This is a genomic window from Paraburkholderia sp. 40 (assembly GCF_050434105.1).
In the GTDB taxonomy this organism is placed as follows: Bacteria; Pseudomonadota; Gammaproteobacteria; order Burkholderiales; family Burkholderiaceae; genus Paraburkholderia; species Paraburkholderia tuberum.
This window is the reverse complement of record NZ_JBNPVY010000002.1, coordinates 2,733,948-2,751,934: the sequence shown is the minus strand read 5'-3', so window position 1 is coordinate 2,751,934 and position 17,987 is coordinate 2,733,948. Positions and strand designations below refer to the sequence as shown.

The window sequence follows — 17,987 nt, the reverse complement described above, 5'->3', positions numbered from 1 at the left end:
CCATCATGCCGCCTCGACCGGCAATACGACCCACACTTCGAGGCCGCCGCCGTCGCGCGGATGAAACTGCAGGCCGCCGCCGTGCAGCCGCGCGATCCGATCGACGATCGACAGCCCCAGCCCCGTGCCGCCGCTATGCGCACGCGCATTGCGGCCGCGCTGGAACGGCGCCTTCAGCTTCTCCAACTCCTCCGCCGTCAAACCTTTACCGCGATCGCCGACCGCAACCGTGACCGCGTCCTGCGTCGCCCACGTGCGCACCGCAAGCCCGCTGCCGCCGTAGACGATCGCGTTCTGCATCAGATTCATCAGCAGCCGCATCATGCTGATCGGCCGATATCGAACGGCCGGCAAGCTGCCCAGCGACAGGTCGAACTCGTGCCCGAGCCCCGCGAAGTCGCCCGCGAGCCGTTCGATCAGCGCATTCAGATCGCCGGGCTGCGCTTCCTCGCGCTCGCCGCTGCCCGCGTAATCCATGAACTGCTGCAGAATCGTCTCGATCTGATCCAGATACGATTCGGCGGCGATGACGAAACTGCTGTCGGCCCCCTGCGGCATCGCCATCGCCATCGACAGGCGCAGCTTCGTCAACGGCGTGCGGATGTCGTGCGAGATGCCCGCGAGCATCAACGCGCGCGTCGCTTCGGCGTCCTGTAACGCGCGCGTCATCTGATTGAAAGCGCCGCCCACGGCGGCGATTTCGGCGGGGCCGTCGGTGGGCAGCGGCGCGGGCAGGTCGCCGGCGCTGACGCGCCGCGCCGCTTGCGTGAGCTCGTGCAACGGTTCGTTCAGGTGCAGCTGGATCGCGTAGCCGGCGAGCGCGGCGAGCACGCCGAGACCCAACGACAGGAAGATCGCCGCTTCGAGGCCGCTGCCCTGCGCGTCCTCGGGAACCGGCAGCGCAATCCAGTATGGCGCGCTGGCCAACGAACCCGCCGCGTGGTCGGACCCGGCAGCCGGCGCATGCATGCGAATCCACAGCCGCTGCGCGCCCTCGGTCTGCCACCGCACGAGCATATCGGCGGGCAGATGCTTCTGCAGGCTGTCGATGAAAACGCCGCGCTGATAGGTGCTGTACACCCGCAACAGATCGTGCGGCGGTATGTCGGTCGCTTCGGGCGGCAACTGCTCGCGCGCGTCGAGACGCGCGGTCAGCGCCGCGCGCGAGGCGGGCGGAGTGGCCGCGAGCAGGTTGTCGAGCGTCGTCACGTAGGTCGCGAACACGGCCGCCGCGCGTTCGACGCGTGGCCGCTGCACGTAATGCAGCAGCACGACGATCGAGCAGATCTGGCTCAGCATCACGAGCGCGATCAACAGCGCGATATTGCGCGCGAGCAGCGTGCGCGGCAGCAGTGCGCGCGACAGTGAGCGCATCATGATTCGACATCGGCGACGAGCATATAGCCGACGCCCCAGACGGTGCGAATGAAACGCGGCTTCGACGGATCGTCCTCGACGATCTGCCTCAGCCGCAGCACCTGTACGTCGATGCTGCGATCGAGCGCGTCATGGTCGCGCCCTCGCGCACGCGCGAGCAGGTTGTCGCGGCTCACCGCACGATTCGGCGACGACGCGAGCGCGACCAGCAGCAGCATCTGCGCGGAATGAATCTCGAGCGGCTCGCCCGCGCGCGACAGCTCCTGCTTGCCGATGTCGAGCGTGAAGTCGCCGAAACGCACGCGCTGCGACGTCACCGTGACGTCGCCCGCGGCCATCTTCTGGCGGCGCAGCAACGCATTGACTCGCGCCACCAGTTCGCGCGGCAGAAACGGTTTCGCGAGGTAGTCGTCGGCGCCGGTTTCGAGGCCGGTCACGCGATCGAGCGGATCGCCCTTCGCCGTCAACATCAGGATCGGCAAGGTCTGCCCTTGAGCGCGCAGCTTCGCGCAGATCTCGAGGCCGTCCTCTTCGCCGATCATCAGATCGAGTATCAGCAGGTCGAACGGCTCGCGCTCCAGGTAGCGATTCAGGCGCTTGCCGTCCTCGGCCGCGCGCACGTCGAAGCCATGACCGCGCAGAAAGCGCAGCAGCATGTTGCGCAATTCGGCTTCGTCGTCGAGCACGATGATCCTGGCGGGGCGTTCCATCCGAAAGCTCCTCGATAACCGAGCCGCTCAGTGTGCGGCCCCGCGTTCCTGCATGAATGCCTCGATCTGCGGGAGCGTGATGTAGCCGGCCTTCTGCGTGTCGATCTCGTCGAAATGACGCGCGAGCAGCGGCATGCCGGCCGCTGCCTGGTCGCGCGTCAGCTTGCCGTCGTGGGTGGTGTTCGCGCTTGAAAAACGCGTTTGCAACTGCTGCTCCATGCGCTCCATCCGCTGCTGGCCGATACCTTGCGGCGCGGCGGCCTGAGCGAACGCGACGGTGGAGGCGCAGCACAGCAGCACGGTGGCGAGCAACTTCTTCATGACTGACTCCTTCGGTTGAAACATCGACCGTCGCCTGCCTGGGTGCCGCGAGCCGTTTCGATGACAGGCCGAATTGTTGGTCAGACGCCGCGCGATCGCAATTCGAGAATCATGTCGAATCATGTCACGGCACCGGGTGCCGCTGCGGCGTGACATCGAATGAAATGAGTTCGCGGTTTCGTTTTGCGGGCCTGCTGCGTATGGTTCCGTCTGCCGTTCGTCGGCATTCACGTATCAGGAGTCCCAAATGACTATCCGTCTCGCCTGCGCCTCGACTTTCACCGCCATCGGTCTCGCCTGTTCTTCCGCTGCCTACGCGCGAGTCGTCGTGTATCTGCCCGCCGCCGTGGTCTACGCGCCGCCGCCGCGGCCGGTCTACTACCCGGTGCCGGTCAATCCCGTGTACGTATCGGCACCGCCTGTCGCCGTGCCAGTGGCGGCCGCGACCATCGTCGCGGTGCCGCCCGCGCTCAACTATGCGGTGGTGCCCGCGCCGACGGTGAGCGATGCGCAACCGCTCGTGATCGCGCCGCGTTGAAAGCGCGCGCCGGGCCCTCGCGCGGGCGGTTTCGATCGCCCCGCGACCGGCCCACGCCGTTGACTCAGCATAGGACACGCGCCTCGCGGGCACGCCTGGTGAATTCCCGTTGTCCCGTTGAAAGGTGGAGCGCCGCGTAAAACTTGCGTGGAGTTTGCCGCTTCTTACCATCGCGCACCGCGCGAGCTGCGCGCCCGATATGGCGCTCTGTGCCGTCACGGCTGATATTGACTACATATAGGCGGGATGGAACGGACCTTGCGATCCCTGTCGGGTTCGCGCGCTCCTATCCACCTTTCTTTCCTGGACCTTTGTGATGAGTTACCAAGATATCGACAAGGAAATCGCCCACCTCGAAGTCGTTTTCAACGCACTTTCTGGGCGCGACCGTTTTCCGTTGTCGTACTGGCATCGTCGGCTGCATGCGTTGAGCCGTTCGTCGATGGTGCCCGCGCAACGCCAGCGCGTCGTCCACCTCGAAGCAAGGCTGCGCTCGGTCGGCGCGCGACTGGACCAGCTCGCCGGCGCGACACGCGTCGGTTCCTGCACAAGCCCGCTGATGGCGGGCGGGTCCGGCATCCGTTCAGCCAGTTAATATCCGTGCCCCAAGCGCCAGCACGAGCGCGGGCACCATCACCAGCGCGCCGACTTTCAGAAACTTCATGAAGCTGACGTCTTCGCCTTCGCGGCGAATCGCGTTGAGCCACAGGATCGTCGCGAGCGAGCCGGTGATCGACAGGTTCGGCCCCAGGTCGACGCCGATCAACAGCGCGTCGATCACGCGCTCGGGGCTATGCGCCTGCATGACGGTCGAACTCGCGATCAAGCCGGCCGGCAGGTTGTTGATCAGATTGCTGAGGAACGCGACACTCGCGCCGGCCCACCCGGCCGCTTCCATTTCGTTGTGTTCGGTCGCGCGGCGCAACGCACCTGCGAACATGTTGATCACACCGGTGTGATCGAGCATCTCGACCAGCACGAACAGCCCGGCGACGAGCGGCAACACGTTCCACGAAATTTCGCGCATCATCGGCAGCGGCGACCTGCGCTCCTTGATCAGCACGACGAGCGCGGTCAGCGTGCCGAGGATCGCGGTCGGCAGGCCGAGCTGGATGTCGTAGGCGGAGACCGTCAGCAGCGCGCCGGCCGTCACCGCGATGCCCGCGAGCGCGACGCGCCCACTCGCCGAGAGCTCGACCGCGTCGAGATTTGCCTCGCAGACGCCAGCGAGCGCCTCGCGTTGCGTCCAGCGCAGCATCACGAAGGTCGCGGCGATCGACAGCACCGACGGCAGCGTGAAGCGCAGCATCCACGGTCCCAGCGGCGGCGTGTGATTGCCGTACAGCACGATGTTGGCCGGATTCGAAATCGGCAGCACGAAGCTCGCCGCATTGGCGACGAACGCGCAGACGAACAGCAGCGGCAGCGGCGGTGTCTTCGCTTTCTTCGCCGCCGCGAACACGGCGGGCGTCAGCACGACGGCGGTGGCGTCGTTGGAAAGAAACGCGGTGATCACCACGCCGAACAGATACACGAGCACGAACAGCTTGCGCGGCGAACTGCGCGCATGATTGACAGCGAGCACCGCGACCCAGTCGAACAGCCCTTCGCGGCGGCCGACTTCGGATAGCAGCATCATGCCGAACAGGAACAGATAGACGTCGGTGCCCTTGCCGATCGCTTCGACCGCGAGATGCAAGGGCAATAGGCCGAGGGCGACGAGCAGCACCGCGCCGGCGACGGCCCACACGGCTTCGGGCCATTTGAACGGCCGTGTGATCACGCCGGCGGTGGCGAACGCGGCAATACTCCAGGAAAGAAAAAGGGAATTCACGGCTTAACGCCCGAATAATGGGTTATGTCGGTGGCTGCGCAAAGGGCGCAACCTTGTTGTTCGGGGCAACAAATTACCACAGCGGTACCACGGCGAGCGCTCCATAGCAGTGTGCGTGCCTTCATGCGCGGACCTTGCAGCGCGCATACCTCTCGACACGATTAACATCACCGCGACAACGATCTGTTCCCGCCCACCCGCCTATTCAGTTTGAATGGGCATCCCTACTATCCGCATTCTCACGCGGCTTCTCGCGAGCAACAGATAGAACACGATGCAAACACACGCTTCCGCTCCCACGCGCTACCACGGCGCGGCGATCGCGCTGCACTGGCTGGTCGCCGCGCTGATGATCTGCGGCTTCTACATCGGCTGGATCATGACCGATATCCCCGGCTTCACGCCGACGAAGCTCAAGTACTTCTCGTGGCACAAATGGATTGGCGTGACCGTGTTCGCGCTGGCGCTGCTGCGGGTGCTGTGGCGCGCGACGCATCGCGCGCCCGCGCCCGATGCCGCGACACCCACTTGGCAGAAGGCCGCCGCGCATCTGGTGCACGGTCTGCTGTATCTGCTGATGCTCGCGATTCCGCTGTCGGGCTACTTCTACAGCTCGGCGGCCGGCATTCAGGTCGTGTATCTGGGCATCCTGCCGCTGCCGACGATCATCGGTCCCGATCACGCGCTGAAGGCCGCGCTGCGCACGGTGCACGTGCTGCTCAACTACACGCTGCTCGCGCTCGTGCTGATGCACGCGCTCGCGGCGCTCAAGCATCAGTTCATCGATCGCGACGGATTGCTCGCGCGCATGGTGCCGTTTCTGAAGACCCGAGCATAACGATATGACAGCCTGAAGAAAGCCATAACTCCTGTCGATTGGTTACGACTGGTTGGCAATCAAATTCCTCGCGGTGTGCAATCAGGCCGCGAAGCTCGGATAGGATGCGTACCATCATGAAGACACCCTTTTATCTCTCCGCTCGTCGCGCGACGCTCGCTTCTTTCGCGGCGCTTGCGCTGCTCGGCGCGAACCTCGCGCACGCCGACGTCGACCTCGCGAAAAGCAGCGTCATCGCCACGACCAAACAGATGAACGTGCCCGTCGACGGCAAGTTCAGAAAGTTCTCCGCGCAACTGAATTTCGATCCGGCGAAGCCGGCTGCGGGCAGCGCGAACGTGTCGATCGACACCGCGAGCTACGACCTCGGCGCCGACGACTACAACAAGCAGGCGCAAGGCAAGGAATGGTTCGACAGCGGCGCCTTCCCGAGCGCGACCTTCGTGTCGAGCTCGATCGCGCCGGCTGGCGGCAACCAGTACAAGGTGACCGGCAAACTGACGATCAAAGGCAAATCGCAAACGGTCGTCGTGCCGGTCGTGATCGCGAGCCAGGGCGCCACGCAAACTTTCGACGGCTCGCTGCCGATCAAGCGCACGCAGTTCGACGTCGGCACCGGCGAATGGAAAGACACGTCGGTGGTCGGCGACGAAGTCGTCATCAAATTTCATCTGGTCGCGGCGAAGAAATAACCCACAACGCCGCAGCACCGCCTTACCCTTCGACCTCTGGAGTCCAACTTGAAGAAATCCTTCCTGCTCGCCGCCGGCGCGCTCGCCGCTGCATGCTCGTTCAACGCGATGGCCGCCGCCGAAACCTACCTGCTCGATCCGACGCACACGTCGCCGAGCTTCGAGACCGACCACTTCGGCGGCCTGTCGATCTGGCGCGGCAAGTTCCAGAAAAGCAGCGGTACCGTCGTGCTCGATCGCGCGGCGAAGACCGGCACGGTCGAGGCGACGATCGACCTGACCTCGGTCGGCATCGGCAACGACAAGCTCAACGAGGAACTGGTCGGCGACAAGTTCTTCGACACCGCGAAGTTCCCGACCGCGACCTACAAGGGCACGCAGATCCGCTTCGACGGCGACAAGCCGGTCGAAGTGATCGGCACGCTGACGCTGCACGGCGTCACGAAACCGATCAATCTGAAGATCGAATCGTTCAAGTGCATCCAGCACCCGATGCTGAAGCGCGAAGTGTGCGGCACCGAATCGGTCGCGACGTTCAATCGCGACGATTTCGGCATCGACTTCGGCAAGGCGTACGGCTTCAACATGAAGACCACGCTGCATATCCAGGCCGAAGGCGTCAAGCAGTAAGCGCATCACGCCCGGCACGGCCGGGCGCCGAACTACTGGATCGCGGGCTGCGCCGGCGCGTGCGACGCGCGGCGCGCCTCCAGCCACGCGACCAGTTCCTCGCGGCGCATGGCCTTCGCGAACAGCCAGCCCTGTCCGTACTGAACGCCTCGGCGCAGCAGATACTCGACCTGCTCGTCGCGCTCGATTCCCTCCGCCACGATCTCGACCCCTAATTCGTGCGCCATGTCGATGATATGCGGCGCAACGATGCTCGACGCCGCCTGTTGGGCGATCGTGTCGACGAACGATTTGTCGATCTTCAGAACGTCGATCATGAAAGTCTGCAAATAGGCGAGGCTCGAATAGCCGGTGCCGAAATCGTCGATATAGACCGGGTGGCCGGCGCTTCTGAAGGCCGCGATCGTCTGCCGGGTCGCATCGGCGTTCAGGAAGCTGCGCTCCGTCGCTTCGATTCTGATCTGAGCGGGACGTATGCCGGTTCTGGCGAGCTTTGCGGTGATGATCTTCAGAAAGCGCGGCGTGCGCAGATCCTCGCTGCTCACGTTGACGGACACATAGAACGACGGCTGCGAGCGCAGAAGCTCCGTCAGTTCGTCGAGGGTTTTTTCCAGCACGAGGTCGGTCAACGGCTGGATCAGGCCAGTCTGCTCGGCCACCGCAATGAAGATATCCGGCGAGATGTCGCGCCCGTTCAGGTTCAATCTGGCCAGCGCCTCGACGCCTACGCATTCGTTGCTCGCGAGACGCACGATCGGTTGATACACGACGTCGATGGCTTTGCGCGCGATGACCCATTCGAGCGTGGCCTGGAACGACACCTGCCGCGAGATCCGTTTGAACGCGAACCAGCCGAACCCGGCGCCCAGCGCGACGCCCATCGAAAGCCACATCGCCAGCAGGCCTGGCCAGTCTCTCAGCAGGCTGGTGCGCCGGCCCTTGACGACGACGCCAAGCGCGCGCGTCGTCGAACGTGCGACCGCGTAGTTCCATTCATCGCTATCGACGCGCCCCGCCCGCTTCCATGCATGGAGCATCTCGTCGGGGTCCGCGCCCGTCGACAGCGCGACGATCGAGTTCAGGTCGGTGTTGATCGTGGCGATGGGCCTCCCCGCCGGATCCATCACATCGACATATGACTGCGGATCGATTGACACGTACTCGCCGTTGCGCCCGATCTGTATATCCTCGCGCACGTCGCTGAGCGGATTCTTTTGCTGGAACCAGACCAGGTAGCCGTCGTTGCTTCGCCAGCGCGGCGGCGGCAGTTCGACATTCTGCGTCCGAACGTCGCCGAACAGCGGCGAGCAAAGATAGCGCCCGTCGCCGTACGCACCTGCGTCCCGGACGTAGCGGTAGTTGAAAATCACATGGGCTGCGCGCTCCAGGTATTCCGGCGAACACGGCGCGCCGTGCTCGGCCTGCAGGTCCGCGATCGCCGCAAAACCCTGATACGTGACGAGTTCCGTGCGCATCACGGCCTTTTCCGCGTATTGGCGCAAATCTCGCTGCTCGCGGCGTGTGACGTCTTCGTTCGCGATATAGATGCTGATCAGGACCGGCAGCACCGTTGCGGCGCAGCCGAGTGCGATATACGCCGAAATCAGCGACATGCGCTTGATCATCTGTCGAGCCCCGTGGTGAACAGCCGCGGCGAAATCCGCCCGGCGCGGCTGCGCACTGGCACGCTATCGCCGGATTTCAGTGTCAAGGATAGTTTCTGAAGCCGCTTTTTCAACATTCCGTTGAACGACACGCGTGCGGCCGACCGCGGCGGCCCTGACCGGGGCCGTCGCGGCAAGGTACCATGACGGGCTGGCGCGATCGGAACGCGCGCCTTCACCGCTCCCGTTCATGGCCATTGCCCGCGTCAATCCCATGAATTCGCCAATCCGCCGCATCGCGCATCTCGACATGGACGCGTTTTATGCGTCCGACGAACTGCCGCGCTATCAGGAACTGCGCGGCCGCGCGGTGGCGATCGGCGGCGGCGCGCGCGCTACTGGATCGGCGGCACCACGCCGAGTTTTTCAGCCAGCATCCTTTCGTAGACACCGAAGTGCAGGTCGACCTCCTCCTGTGTAACGACGGTCACAAGGATGTTGATCTGCGCCGGTTGCAGCCCCAGCACCGTCGCGACCGCCGCTTCCAGGTGCGGCGCGCATAACCGGTCGTCGGCGAACGTGGTGCCAACAGCGATCTCGTAAGCGGCATCCTGCCGGCACACCACTTCAACCAGCCGCGCCCGGGCGCTCATGTTGCTGTCGATCGCCAGCCGGATGACGTCAACCGCCGTGCGCATCGTCCCGGTCGGGAAACCCTTTGTTGAGCGCAACCGGATACGGTGCCGGCCAAGGGTGAACCAGTCGTATTCGAATTCCATGGTGTCCTCGCAGGGTGTTGCAGGGTGTCGTGAAAATAGGGGTGTGGCAATCCGAATTCAAGAACAAAAAGTCGCCATAGCTCCTTGAAATTTTCCGTTTCCAGTCCTATTTTAGATATCGCTCAGGCAGTCGCGCCGGGATGTTTTGGCGCGCTGCGTGTTTCGATTTGTTTGCCGGCAGCATGGCGGACGGACTGGAGCGCGTAGGCCAGTTCGTCTTCCTGCTGGTTTATAGGAGGAAACGACCATGAGTGATCTCTACTTCGGGACCGACCTTTTCAGCGAGTTCGACCGTCTGCAACGGCAGATGGCAAACCTGTTCGGCGGCTTCCCCTCCAGCATCCGTTCCGGGCGCTTCGGCGCCTTCCCGCAGGTCAACATCGGCTCGACCGACGACTCGATCGAGATCGTCGCGTTCGCCCCAGGCGTCGATCCGGCGAAGCTCGATGTGTCGATTGACAAGGGGCTGCTGACCATCAGCGGCGAGCGCCAGACGGGACAGCCGGAAGCGGCCGGCGACGACGTGCGTACCTATGCGCAGGAGCGCTTCACCGGCTCTTTCCGGCGCGTCATTGAACTGCCGCAGCATGCCGACCCCGACAAGGTGACGGCGCAGTACACCAATGGCTGCCTGACCGTGAGCATCGGCAAGCGGGAGACGTCCAAGCCACGGGCCATCACCGTTCAATGAAATGCGTCAAGGAACTGAGGAGGACATCATGAACGACACGACAGAACTTGCCCGGAAAGATGAAACGGCAGTGTCCCGGCGCGAAGACGAGCAGTCGCAACGCGGAATCACGCTAACGCCGCCCGTGGATATCTTCGAGGATAGCCAGGGCGTCACCCTGTGGGCTGATCTGCCCGGCGTAACAAGGGACCGGCTCGATGTGAAGGTGCATGACGGCAACCTGTACATCGAGGCCGAGGCGGTGGTGCCCACGCCGGCGGGGCTGCGCCTGCAACATGCGGAGATCCGCCAGCCGCATTTCGCGCGGGCGTTCGCTCTTGGGGCTGACTTCGACACCTCGAAAATCGATGCGAACCTGAAGGACGGCGTGCTGAAGCTGACGATACGGCGCCGCGACGAGGCGCGGCCGCGCCGCATCGAGGTCCGCACGAACTAACAGTGCGGGCGACGGCGACAGGGAGAAAACACGGTGGTGGCCGTCTGGCCACCACCTCTCGACCGCCGCGGCCCGGAGGTGGCACGTTGAGTGTAAGTAGGCGGCGGAGTCGCTGCTTCAGTGAAATGACCCATATCCGGCTCTCCTGCCAGACCGTAGAGGAGGATACGATGAACACCGACCTGAAGAAGTGGAACCCCTTCAAGTTCCTGCGTGGCGCGGGGCGCAAGTCCGCCGCGGACAGCCCGGAAGGCCCGCCGGCGAGCGAACAGTGGCGGGCCCCGTTCTCCGACATTCCACGATTCTTCTCGCGCGAACCGTGGCGTGCAGTCGAAGAGTTCTTTCATGATCCGTTCGCCGGACGGGGTGCTCTGGAACGATGGTTTGGCGACTTCAGTTCATCGCGCTTCCAGCCGCGCATCGACGTGGTCGATGATGGGCAGGTACTGCGTGTAACCGCCGAGCTGCCCGGAATGGAGCGGGAGGATCTGAACGTCACCGTCGAGGATGGGGCGCTCGTGCTGCGTGGCGAGAAAAAACAGGACGTGCGCAGCGAGGAAGACGGCTGCTACCGGCTTGAGCGCGCCTATGGAAGCTTCGTGCGCACGATCCCGATGCCGGAAAACGCCGACCCCGATCACGCCCTGGCGAAGTTCGACAACGGCGTGCTCACGTTGACCGTGCCGAAATCGGAGCCGTCGCGATCCGCGAGCCGCACGATCGATATTGGCTAGTGGGCAGGCAAGTCGCGCCGGTAGCGGATGAGTATCGGGCTAGCCGGGCCGATAGCCCAGCTTGTAGAGCAGCATCGGGGCGGGTGTCAAGTCTGCTCATTTGCAGCATCGGGCGCGGTACTTGCGCCACATGAATGATGACGCGCGACTCGATAGACGCGCACAGCGCCGTGACGGCGTTTCCTTGGCTACCGGGAGGCACTATGCAGAGGGAAGACATTACCTACCGTGGTTTCGTGATCCGGCCCCTCGTTACGATGTCGGAGCGGGGGCGCTATGCAGCCGCGGCCATTGTCACGGATCGGGAGAGCGAAAGCCGTACGTTCGGCGTCGAGGGCGACTTTGGCGACATGCAAGAAGCGTGGGACCAGGCAATCGAACTGGCGATTGCATGGATCCATCAACGCAATGTCGTATCGGACCACTACATCCGTCAGCGATAAATCCAGATGTCGTCCGACACCGGCGATCTCGTCGGTAAGCCGAACGCGGGCCGGAACGTCTGTGTCATGTTTGCCGTGGCCAGCGCGGGGCTGACCATGCGGCGCGGCGAATGGGACCGACCATGGCCCCCTGAAGGGCGGACGACAGACTCAATTCAAGCTGGCGAAAAAAAGCGCGCGGGGTGACGCATCCACGGCATCCCCATGATGCCAGTCATGACTTGCGGACAATGTCAGGACGGCCGCGGCCTTTACCTTTTTGATCATCAATCAACCTCAAAGTCCGACTCGGGCGCAATGGAAAGCGACGCCTGCTGCATTAGCGATGAAGCCGCAGCGAACAGAGCAACGGTGCCGAAGTGGCTCGCCTGAAGATGGAGCGAGATATTCATATGGCCTGTTTTTGCAAGCAGGACGAGCGCCGCTCTCGCTGCCGCGATCTCGAACGTCAACGTATCCGACCTGATCGGTAACGCGGCACACGGGCTGTTTGTCGACGATGGATCAAGCTCATACCCGCGGGCTGGTTACCGCACTTCACCTTTCCGTCACGGGGCTGCCCCGCTCTTACAGTAATAACGGAGATCGCGCAGTTGCGTGCTCACAAAAAAAATCTCGAGGATTCCCCTCATCGTGCTCGGTGCCGCGTTACCGATCAGGTGGAAGATGTCAGTTCTGCAATAGCGCCTCCGTAATTCAGTGAATGGATGAGGGAGTTGCGAGAATGCTCAGGTTGGCTGCAGTCGCGTTCCGATGTCCCAGCTGAAGCCGGATAGCCATTCGAGAAAGAACTGGTTCGCGGCTCAGCAAGGCGAAGCCGCATAATTTCCCCAGCTATTGGATTCGTCAAGCGGGGGCAAGGTCAGTTTGCGGTCATCGCTCTCAACGAATCGCTTCATGAGTCACCGGTCTCAACGCCGGATCACCCTCGTCTCAAACGCTGACAAATAGCGGTGGATTTCATCAGCGTCCTGACAAACATACTGTATAAATGTACAGTCTCAGAAAATGCCCTCAAACGCGACATGTCGCGGTCTCGTTGCCTGCCCCCAAAGGCAGTTGAGGACAGTCGTTTCGGTCGGGCGGAGCATTAATCGCTATTTTTGAGTCTTAGGCATGCCAGATGACCGGCGCATAGCCCATATCGACATGGACGCATTCTTCGCGTCTTGTGAACTGTCGCAGTACCCCGAGCTACGAGGCGAAGCCATGGTGGTTGCTGGTCGTCGCTCGGATGCGCCGCGAACAAATTCGGATGGCACACGCGAATTCTCCCGATTGCGCGACTATGTGGGCAGAGGCGTCCTTACGACCGCGACATACGAAGCTCGCGCACTCGGAGTTCATTCCGGAATGCCCGCGATGAAGGCCGCCCGGTTAGCGCCGGACGCCATTCTCCTTCCCGTGAACTTTGACCTTTACAGAACTTACTCGCGACTGTTCAAGGACGCAGTGCGATCAATTAGCCCGTGCATAGAAGACGTTGGAATCGACGAGGTCTACGCCGATGTTTCGCTCACGAATGGCAATTCAGAAGAAATCGCGCGCAAGTTGAAGTCGGCGGTGTTCGAAGCAACTAGTCTGACATGCTCAGTCGGAATCGCGCCAAACAAGCTGCTTGCAAAGCTGTGCTCCGATATACAAAAGCCAGATGGGATTACGATCCTCAGGTTTGAGGACATCGAATCCAAAATTTGGCCGATGGCCGCGAACAAGATCAACGGCATTGGACCTAAGGCCAGCGCCAGGCTTGCGTCGTTGGGAATAGCAACCATTGGCGAGATCGCCGCGTGCGACGAAACCTGGCTCATGGAGCACTTTGGACGAAGCTATGGGGCGTGGCTTCGCAGAGTCTCTCACGGTCTTGATGACAGGCCTGTCGTGACGTACAGCGAGCCAATCTCGATGAGTCGCGAGACGACGTTTGAGCGCGATCTACACGTCGTACGGCACCGACAGGAACTCGGCGCCGCCTTTACCAGTCTTTGCGAACAGGTGGCGCTCGATCTACAGAGAAAGGGCTATTTGGCTCGGAAAATCGGCATCAAACTGCGCTTCAATGACTTCAAGACAGTAACGCGTGATGTAACGCTTCCTGAACCAATTGCTGATGCGAAAGCGTTGCGCCGCGCGGCGACGGAGTGTTTGAAAAGAATTGATCTTGTTAAACCCATCAGACTGTTGGGAGTCAAGGCTGGCAATCTCCAACCCGCTGGGGAATCAACCGGCAATGAGTCGTCTCAGTTCACGCTGGATTTTTAGTGCAGGGGCCGCGTTCCGAGCATCGCGCCGAACAAGCTGCTCGCGAAGATCGGCTCCGAACTCGACAAGCCTGACGGCCTGACGATCCTCGACCTGACGCTCGATGAACCGACCGCCGACGCGACCGAAATCCGCCGCGCGGCGACCGAATGTTTGCGACGCGTGAAGTTGAACCGCAAGCTGCGGCTATTGGGCGTGCGCATCAGCACGCTGACGTCGGCCAGCGAACAGGCACTGAAGCCGCGCCTGCCGGTTCAGGCCGACTTGCCTTTCGCGAGCGACGAATAGGCGCTGTCGCCGGCGACGCCGGTCGCGTTCGCACGCATGGCCGGCACGTCGCCCGACGTGGACCGCGCCGACGCCGCCACCGAAAACGAGAACGTGTTGACGCCGTTCGCGCTTTGCGCGGACACGGTGCCGCGATGCATCTCCGCGATCGCCTTCACGATCGCGAGCCCGAGCCCGTGGTTTTCGCGGCTATTGGTGCGCGAGACTTCCGCGCGATAGAAACGGTCGAACAGATGTTCGAGGACGTCCGGCGCGATCGGCTCGCCAGGATTTGCCACGGCGACGCGCACCTGGTCGCGCATCGGTCCTTTCCCGCGCGCGATCGTCACGCTGATCGACGCGCCCGGCTCGCAATGCTGGATCGCGTTCATCAGCAGGTTCGTGCACGCGCGGCCGAATAGCGACCGGTTCACGCGCGCGAACGCATCGCCGTGCAACTGCGCATGCACGCGCGCCTCTTCGAGCGGAATCTCCAGAAACTCGAGCGTATGGGCGAGTTCCGCCGCGAGCGACACCTCGACGAGCCCCGTCGCGCGTTCGCCCTGATCGGCGCGCGCGAGGAACAGCATGTCGTTGATGATCGTGCGCATCCGCTCGAATTCTTCGAGATTCGATTGCAGCGTGTGGCGCAGATCGTCGACCGAGCGGTTGCGGGTCAGCGCAACCTCGGTCTGGCCGATCAGGATCGTGACCGGCGTGCGCAGTTCATGCGCGACGTCCGCGTTGAACGATTCGAGCCGGCCGTAGGCGCCGTCGAGCCGTTCGAGCGCGCCGTTGAACGAGTTCGCGAGGTCGTTCAGTTCGAGCGGCAGCGACGCCGTATTGAGCCGCTGCGAGCGGTTGTTCGGGCTGACCGCCGATGCGTCGCGCGTCAGACGCGTGAGCGGTGCGAGACCGATGCGCGTGACCGAGTAGCTGAGCAGCAGCACCGCGAGACTGCCGAGCGCGGACAGCGCCGCGAGCGCCGAGCCGAACACGCGCATCGTGCGCAGGTTCGGTGAATAGCTCGACGCGACCTGCAACTGCACCGGCGGCCGCGCGGCGTTGGCGGGCAAGGTCACCGTCGAGGTCAGCATGTCGGGGCCGCCGCCCGCCGGCGCGATGCGCGCATAGCCGCCCGGCCAGCTATTCGTGACGGTCCCCTGCACCGGCGTGCCGAAGTGATAGCTCGGGTCCGCGCTCGTCACCGAGTACACGGTGCTGCTGTCGTGCGGCGTCATGTCGGTGAGTTTTTCGCGGCACATCCGCCATTTTTCGGGCGTCACCGCGTGATAGACGATGATGCGCGCGATCTGCGTGCGATCGTCGAGCGACTCGCGCAGATGATGCTCGAGCTGCGTGCGCAGCACCAGAAAGAGCCCCGTGCCGACGAGCGTAAACACGAACAGCGCGACCAGCGCGAACATCGACGCGAGACGGCGGGCAATCGAACGGTTCATGATGTCTCGGCCTCTTCGCGCACTTCGAGCACGTAGCCCATGCCGCGCACCGTGTGCAGCAGCTTCGACGGGAACGGGCCGTCGAGCTTCGCGCGCAGCCGCTTGATCGCGGTTTCGACGACGTTCGTGTGGCTGTCGAAGTTGACGTCCCACACGAGTTCGGTGATCGCGGTCTTCGACAGAATGTCGCCCTGACGGCGCGCGAGCACGCTGAGCAGTTGAAACTCTTTCGCGGTCAGGTCGAGGCGCACGCCGTCGCGCGTCGCGCGGCGGCCGATCAGATCGACGAACAGATCGCCGACGGAAATCAACGTGGACTCCTGCGAACGCGTGCGGCGCGCGAGCGCATGCAGACGCTCGACCAGCTCGAGGAACGAGAACGGTTTGGTCAGGTAGTCGTCCGCGCCTTCGCGCAGGCCGCGCACGCGGTCGTTCACGTGATCGCGCGCGGTCAGCATGATGACCGGCGTCGACTTGCGCATGCGCAGCGCCTTCAGCACGCTGAAGCCGTCGCGCTTAGGCAGCATCACGTCGAGGACGATCACGTCGTAATCGAATTCGGTGGCCAGATGCATGCCTTCCTCGCCGTCGAGCGCGACATCGACGACCCAGCCCTGCTCTGTCAAACCGGAGCGCAGGTAGTCCACCACCTTGTGCTCATCTTCAACAATCAGCAATTTCATCCGCGTCCCCATGCCACGTTTGGCGGTCAACTGTCCATTATACGAAACGCCCCTAATGCCTCGCGCCGATCCCACTCCCTCGGCATGGAAGCTCTGCCGGGGCGATTCAGTGTGCAGGAGCCGGCATCTCCTTCTGCTGCGCGCCGCCGGCTGGCGCTTGCTGCGGCGATGCCGTAGCACTGGCGACGTTCGCTGTCGCGTTCGTAGGGGTAGCCTCGTTCCCGGCCATTGCGCCACCTTGCGCGCCGCCATCCCAGCCGCCGCCGAGCGCCTTCACGAGCGCCACCGACAGCGTCAACTGCTGGCCGTGAATCTGCACGTCCGTGCGCTCGCTGGTCAGCAGCGACTCCTGCGCGTCGATCACGTTCAGATACGCGACGAGGCCGCCCGAATAGCGATCGTTCGCGAGCGACAGCAGCCGCTGCGCGTCCTCGACCGCCTCGCGCGACTGCTTCGCCGCGCCGTCGAGCACCGACAGTCCTGTGATGCCGTCCTGTACCTGCTGGAACGCGCTCAGCACGGTCTGCCGATAATTCGCCTCGGTCGCCTTGTAGCCCGCGCTCGCGTACTGGACGTTGGCCGCGCGCCGGCCGCCGTCGAAGATCACTTGACCGACCGTCGCGCCGAGCGTCCACATCAGCGTCGGCGCGCTCAGCAGATTGGCGAACTCGGTGCTCTCCCAGCCGATGCCCGGCGTCAGCGTGAGGCTCGGGAAGAACGCCGCCTTGGCCACGCCGATCTGCGCGTTGGCCGCCGCCATCGCACGTTCCGCCGAGGCGACGTCGGGACGCCTTTGCAGCACGTCGCTCGGCACGCCGAGCGGTACGGTCGGCGGCTTGATGTCGAGCACCTTCGGCTCGATCGCGAACTGCGGTGCCGGCACGCCGACCAGCGCGGCGATCGCATGCTCGAACTGCGCGCGCTGATTGAGCAGCAGTTGCGCCTGCACGCGCGTCGAATCGAGCTGCGATTTCTGCTGCAGCACGTCGAGGCCCGATACCGAACCGAGATCGTGCTCGGTGTTCACGTAGTCGAGCGCTTTCTGCTGCAGCTTCACCGACTGGTTCAGCACGTCGATCTCGTTGTCGAGCTCACGCAGCGTGAAGTAGTCGGTGGCGAGGTCGGTCGTCAGCACGAGGCGCGCGTTCGCGAGATCGTCCGCCGACTGTTCGGCCGACGCCTGCGCGCCCTCGACCTGACGACGGATGCGGCCGAACAGATCGGTGTCATAGCTGATCGTCGGCCCGAGCAGGATGTTGTTCTGCACCGTCGATTCGGTGGGCGTCGCGTAGTTCGTCAGCGGCCGGTCGTGCGAAATACGGAAGCGCGAGGCCTGTGCGTTGAAATCGACTTCCGGCACGCGCTGCGCGCTGATGTTCGCGAGCGTCGCCTTCGCCTGCTCGTAGTGCGCGCTCGCCGCGGCGAGCGTCTGGTTCTGCGCGAGTGCCTGGGTTTCGAGCGTCGCGAGCGTCGGGTCGGCGAAGCCCGTCCACCAGTCCGGCGCGATCGGCGCATGCGACGGCGCGGCGACGCGCCAGAACGAATCGGTGTGCCATTCGGGCGGCACCTCGGCCTGCGGCCGCTGATAGTCCGGGCCGACCGTGCACGCGGCGAGCAGCGCCGCGCCGGCGCACGCGCTCAGCGCGGTGAAGACAGTGCCACGCGTACGCGCCTGGCGTGAAGCCGCG

20 protein-coding genes and 1 pseudogene are annotated in these 17,987 nt (G+C 63.6%); 11 read left to right on the top strand and 10 right to left on the bottom strand.

Annotated features, from left to right (window positions below; all coding sequences use genetic code 11):
- Positions 1 to 3: 3 nt before the first annotated feature.
- The 3 genes from OKW28_RS14060 to OKW28_RS14050 are packed head-to-tail and all read right to left on the bottom strand — an operon-like array spanning position 4 to position 2,408.
- Positions 4 to 1,377, bottom strand: coding sequence for an ATP-binding protein (locus OKW28_RS14060; RefSeq protein WP_429446431.1), 1,374 nt, complete (start codon positions 1,375 to 1,377; stop codon positions 4 to 6).
- The gene (locus OKW28_RS14055) at positions 1,374 to 2,087 is read right to left on the bottom strand and encodes a response regulator (RefSeq protein WP_429446428.1); all 714 of its coding nucleotides are present in this window, start codon (positions 2,085 to 2,087) and stop codon (positions 1,374 to 1,376) included. The genes OKW28_RS14060 and OKW28_RS14055 overlap by 4 nt, the downstream gene beginning before the upstream one ends.
- Positions 2,088 to 2,114: 27 nt before the next feature.
- Positions 2,115 to 2,408 (bottom strand): EF-hand domain-containing protein, encoded by a 294-nt coding sequence (locus tag OKW28_RS14050; protein ID WP_429446425.1) that lies wholly within the window; start codon positions 2,406 to 2,408, stop codon positions 2,115 to 2,117.
- A gap of 247 nt (positions 2,409 to 2,655) precedes the next feature.
- Between OKW28_RS14050 and OKW28_RS14045 the strand changes: the two genes are divergently transcribed.
- Both OKW28_RS14045 and OKW28_RS14040 read left to right on the top strand, forming a co-directional pair.
- The gene (locus OKW28_RS14045; protein ID WP_429446423.1) at positions 2,656 to 2,946 is read left to right on the top strand and encodes a hypothetical protein; all 291 of its coding nucleotides are present in this window, start codon (positions 2,656 to 2,658) and stop codon (positions 2,944 to 2,946) included.
- Positions 2,947 to 3,262: 316 nt separating this feature from the next.
- Positions 3,263 to 3,541, top strand: coding sequence for a hypothetical protein (locus OKW28_RS14040; RefSeq protein WP_429446420.1), 279 nt, complete (start codon positions 3,263 to 3,265; stop codon positions 3,539 to 3,541).
- On the opposite strand, the gene OKW28_RS14035 is transcribed toward OKW28_RS14040, so the two are convergent.
- Positions 3,530 to 4,780: an arsenic transporter gene (locus OKW28_RS14035; protein WP_429446418.1), complete on the bottom strand. Its 1,251-nt coding sequence runs from the start codon at positions 4,778 to 4,780 to the stop codon at positions 3,530 to 3,532. The two genes, OKW28_RS14040 and OKW28_RS14035, sit on opposite strands and share 12 nt — an antisense overlap.
- Positions 4,781 to 5,054: 274 nt before the next feature.
- On the opposite strand from OKW28_RS14035, the gene OKW28_RS14030 reads away from it, so the two are divergent.
- From OKW28_RS14030 to OKW28_RS14020, 3 genes are all read left to right on the top strand, one after another.
- Entirely contained in the window at positions 5,055 to 5,618 is a 564-nt protein-coding gene (locus OKW28_RS14030; protein ID WP_429446415.1) for a cytochrome b, read from the top strand.
- 116 nt (positions 5,619 to 5,734) lie between these two features.
- Positions 5,735 to 6,310 (top strand): YceI family protein, encoded by a 576-nt coding sequence (locus OKW28_RS14025; protein WP_429446412.1) that lies wholly within the window; start codon positions 5,735 to 5,737, stop codon positions 6,308 to 6,310.
- Between the two features lie 48 nt (positions 6,311 to 6,358).
- Complete coding sequence (locus tag OKW28_RS14020; RefSeq protein WP_429446410.1) at positions 6,359 to 6,940, top strand: YceI family protein; 582 nt, start codon at positions 6,359 to 6,361, stop codon at positions 6,938 to 6,940.
- Positions 6,941 to 6,972: 32 nt separating this feature from the next.
- Here the strand turns inward: OKW28_RS14020 and OKW28_RS14015 are convergent, their stop codons facing one another.
- Together OKW28_RS14015 and OKW28_RS14010 are read right to left on the bottom strand one after the other, a co-directional pair.
- A complete protein-coding gene (locus OKW28_RS14015) occupies positions 6,973 to 8,553 on the bottom strand; it encodes an EAL domain-containing protein (RefSeq protein ID WP_429446408.1) in 1,581 nt (526 codons plus the stop codon).
- A gap of 386 nt (positions 8,554 to 8,939) precedes the next feature.
- Entirely contained in the window at positions 8,940 to 9,323 is a 384-nt protein-coding gene (locus OKW28_RS14010; protein WP_429446405.1) for a hypothetical protein, read from the bottom strand.
- Between the two features lie 247 nt (positions 9,324 to 9,570).
- Here OKW28_RS14010 and OKW28_RS14005 point away from each other — a divergent pair, with 247 nt between their 5' ends.
- The 4 genes from OKW28_RS14005 (at position 9,571) to OKW28_RS13990 (ending at position 11,627) form a co-directional block, all read left to right on the top strand.
- Positions 9,571 to 10,014, top strand: a complete 444-nt coding sequence (locus OKW28_RS14005) for an Hsp20/alpha crystallin family protein (RefSeq protein ID WP_429446402.1) — start codon at positions 9,571 to 9,573, stop codon at positions 10,012 to 10,014.
- Between the two features lie 28 nt (positions 10,015 to 10,042).
- Positions 10,043 to 10,450 (top strand): Hsp20/alpha crystallin family protein, encoded by a 408-nt coding sequence (locus OKW28_RS14000; RefSeq protein WP_429446400.1) that lies wholly within the window; start codon positions 10,043 to 10,045, stop codon positions 10,448 to 10,450.
- A 170-nt stretch (positions 10,451 to 10,620) separates the two neighbouring features.
- Positions 10,621 to 11,184: an Hsp20/alpha crystallin family protein gene (locus OKW28_RS13995; protein WP_429446398.1), complete on the top strand. Its 564-nt coding sequence runs from the start codon at positions 10,621 to 10,623 to the stop codon at positions 11,182 to 11,184.
- Positions 11,185 to 11,387: 203 nt separating this feature from the next.
- Complete coding sequence (locus OKW28_RS13990; protein ID WP_429446395.1) at positions 11,388 to 11,627, top strand: hypothetical protein; 240 nt, start codon at positions 11,388 to 11,390, stop codon at positions 11,625 to 11,627.
- 266 nt (positions 11,628 to 11,893) lie between these two features.
- Here OKW28_RS13990 and OKW28_RS13985 read toward each other — a convergent pair whose 3' ends face one another.
- Positions 11,894 to 12,079: a hypothetical protein gene (locus tag OKW28_RS13985; RefSeq protein WP_429446392.1), complete on the bottom strand. Its 186-nt coding sequence runs from the start codon at positions 12,077 to 12,079 to the stop codon at positions 11,894 to 11,896.
- A 664-nt stretch (positions 12,080 to 12,743) separates the two neighbouring features.
- On the opposite strand from OKW28_RS13985, the gene dinB reads away from it, so the two are divergent.
- A complete protein-coding gene (gene dinB, locus OKW28_RS13980; RefSeq protein ID WP_429446389.1) occupies positions 12,744 to 13,889 on the top strand; it encodes a DNA polymerase IV in 1,146 nt (381 codons plus the stop codon).
- Positions 13,890 to 13,976: 87 nt separating this feature from the next.
- Positions 13,977 to 14,177, top strand: a pseudogene (locus OKW28_RS13975) (DNA polymerase IV); the annotation flags it as partial.
- Here OKW28_RS13975 and OKW28_RS13970 read toward each other — a convergent pair.
- The 3 genes from OKW28_RS13970 to OKW28_RS13960 form a co-directional block, all read right to left on the bottom strand.
- A complete protein-coding gene (locus OKW28_RS13970) occupies positions 14,144 to 15,616 on the bottom strand; it encodes a heavy metal sensor histidine kinase (protein WP_429446386.1) in 1,473 nt (490 codons plus the stop codon). The pseudogene OKW28_RS13975 and the gene OKW28_RS13970 sit on opposite strands and share 34 nt — an antisense overlap.
- A complete protein-coding gene (locus tag OKW28_RS13965; RefSeq protein WP_018424874.1) occupies positions 15,613 to 16,299 on the bottom strand; it encodes a heavy metal response regulator transcription factor in 687 nt (228 codons plus the stop codon). The genes OKW28_RS13970 and OKW28_RS13965 overlap by 4 nt, the downstream gene beginning before the upstream one ends.
- A gap of 106 nt (positions 16,300 to 16,405) precedes the next feature.
- Entirely contained in the window at positions 16,406 to 17,941 is a 1,536-nt protein-coding gene (locus tag OKW28_RS13960) for an efflux transporter outer membrane subunit (RefSeq protein ID WP_429446961.1), read from the bottom strand.
- Between the last annotated feature and the right edge of the window lie 46 nt (positions 17,942 to 17,987).

Bases quoted from the DNA above. Each gene is read 5' to 3' on its own strand.
- OKW28_RS14055 (WP_429446428.1), bottom strand. From the start codon at position 2,087: ATGGAACGCCCCGCCAGGATCATCGTGCTCGACGACGAAGCCGAATTG.
- OKW28_RS14010 (WP_429446405.1), bottom strand. From the start codon at position 9,323: ATGGAATTCGAATACGACTGGTTCACCCTTGGCCGGCACCGTATCCGG.
- OKW28_RS13990 (WP_429446395.1), top strand. From the start codon at position 11,388: ATGCAGAGGGAAGACATTACCTACCGTGGTTTCGTGATCCGGCCCCTC.
- OKW28_RS13970 (WP_429446386.1), bottom strand. From the start codon at position 15,616: ATGAACCGTTCGATTGCCCGCCGTCTCGCGTCGATGTTCGCGCTGGTC.
- OKW28_RS14005 (WP_429446402.1), top strand. From the start codon at position 9,571: ATGAGTGATCTCTACTTCGGGACCGACCTTTTCAGCGAGTTCGACCGT.
- OKW28_RS14030 (WP_429446415.1), top strand. From the start codon at position 5,055: ATGCAAACACACGCTTCCGCTCCCACGCGCTACCACGGCGCGGCGATC.
- OKW28_RS14040 (WP_429446420.1), top strand. From the start codon at position 3,263: ATGAGTTACCAAGATATCGACAAGGAAATCGCCCACCTCGAAGTCGTT.
- OKW28_RS14045 (WP_429446423.1), top strand. From the start codon at position 2,656: ATGACTATCCGTCTCGCCTGCGCCTCGACTTTCACCGCCATCGGTCTC.
- OKW28_RS14015 (WP_429446408.1), bottom strand. From the start codon at position 8,553: ATGTCGCTGATTTCGGCGTATATCGCACTCGGCTGCGCCGCAACGGTG.
- OKW28_RS13995 (WP_429446398.1), top strand. From the start codon at position 10,621: ATGAACACCGACCTGAAGAAGTGGAACCCCTTCAAGTTCCTGCGTGGC.
- OKW28_RS14050 (WP_429446425.1), bottom strand. From the start codon at position 2,408: ATGAAGAAGTTGCTCGCCACCGTGCTGCTGTGCTGCGCCTCCACCGTC.
- OKW28_RS13965 (WP_018424874.1), bottom strand. From the start codon at position 16,299: ATGAAATTGCTGATTGTTGAAGATGAGCACAAGGTGGTGGACTACCTG.
- dinB (WP_429446389.1), top strand. From the start codon at position 12,744: ATGCCAGATGACCGGCGCATAGCCCATATCGACATGGACGCATTCTTC.
- OKW28_RS14060 (WP_429446431.1), bottom strand. From the start codon at position 1,377: ATGATGCGCTCACTGTCGCGCGCACTGCTGCCGCGCACGCTGCTCGCG.
- OKW28_RS14025 (WP_429446412.1), top strand. From the start codon at position 5,735: ATGAAGACACCCTTTTATCTCTCCGCTCGTCGCGCGACGCTCGCTTCT.
- OKW28_RS14000 (WP_429446400.1), top strand. From the start codon at position 10,043: ATGAACGACACGACAGAACTTGCCCGGAAAGATGAAACGGCAGTGTCC.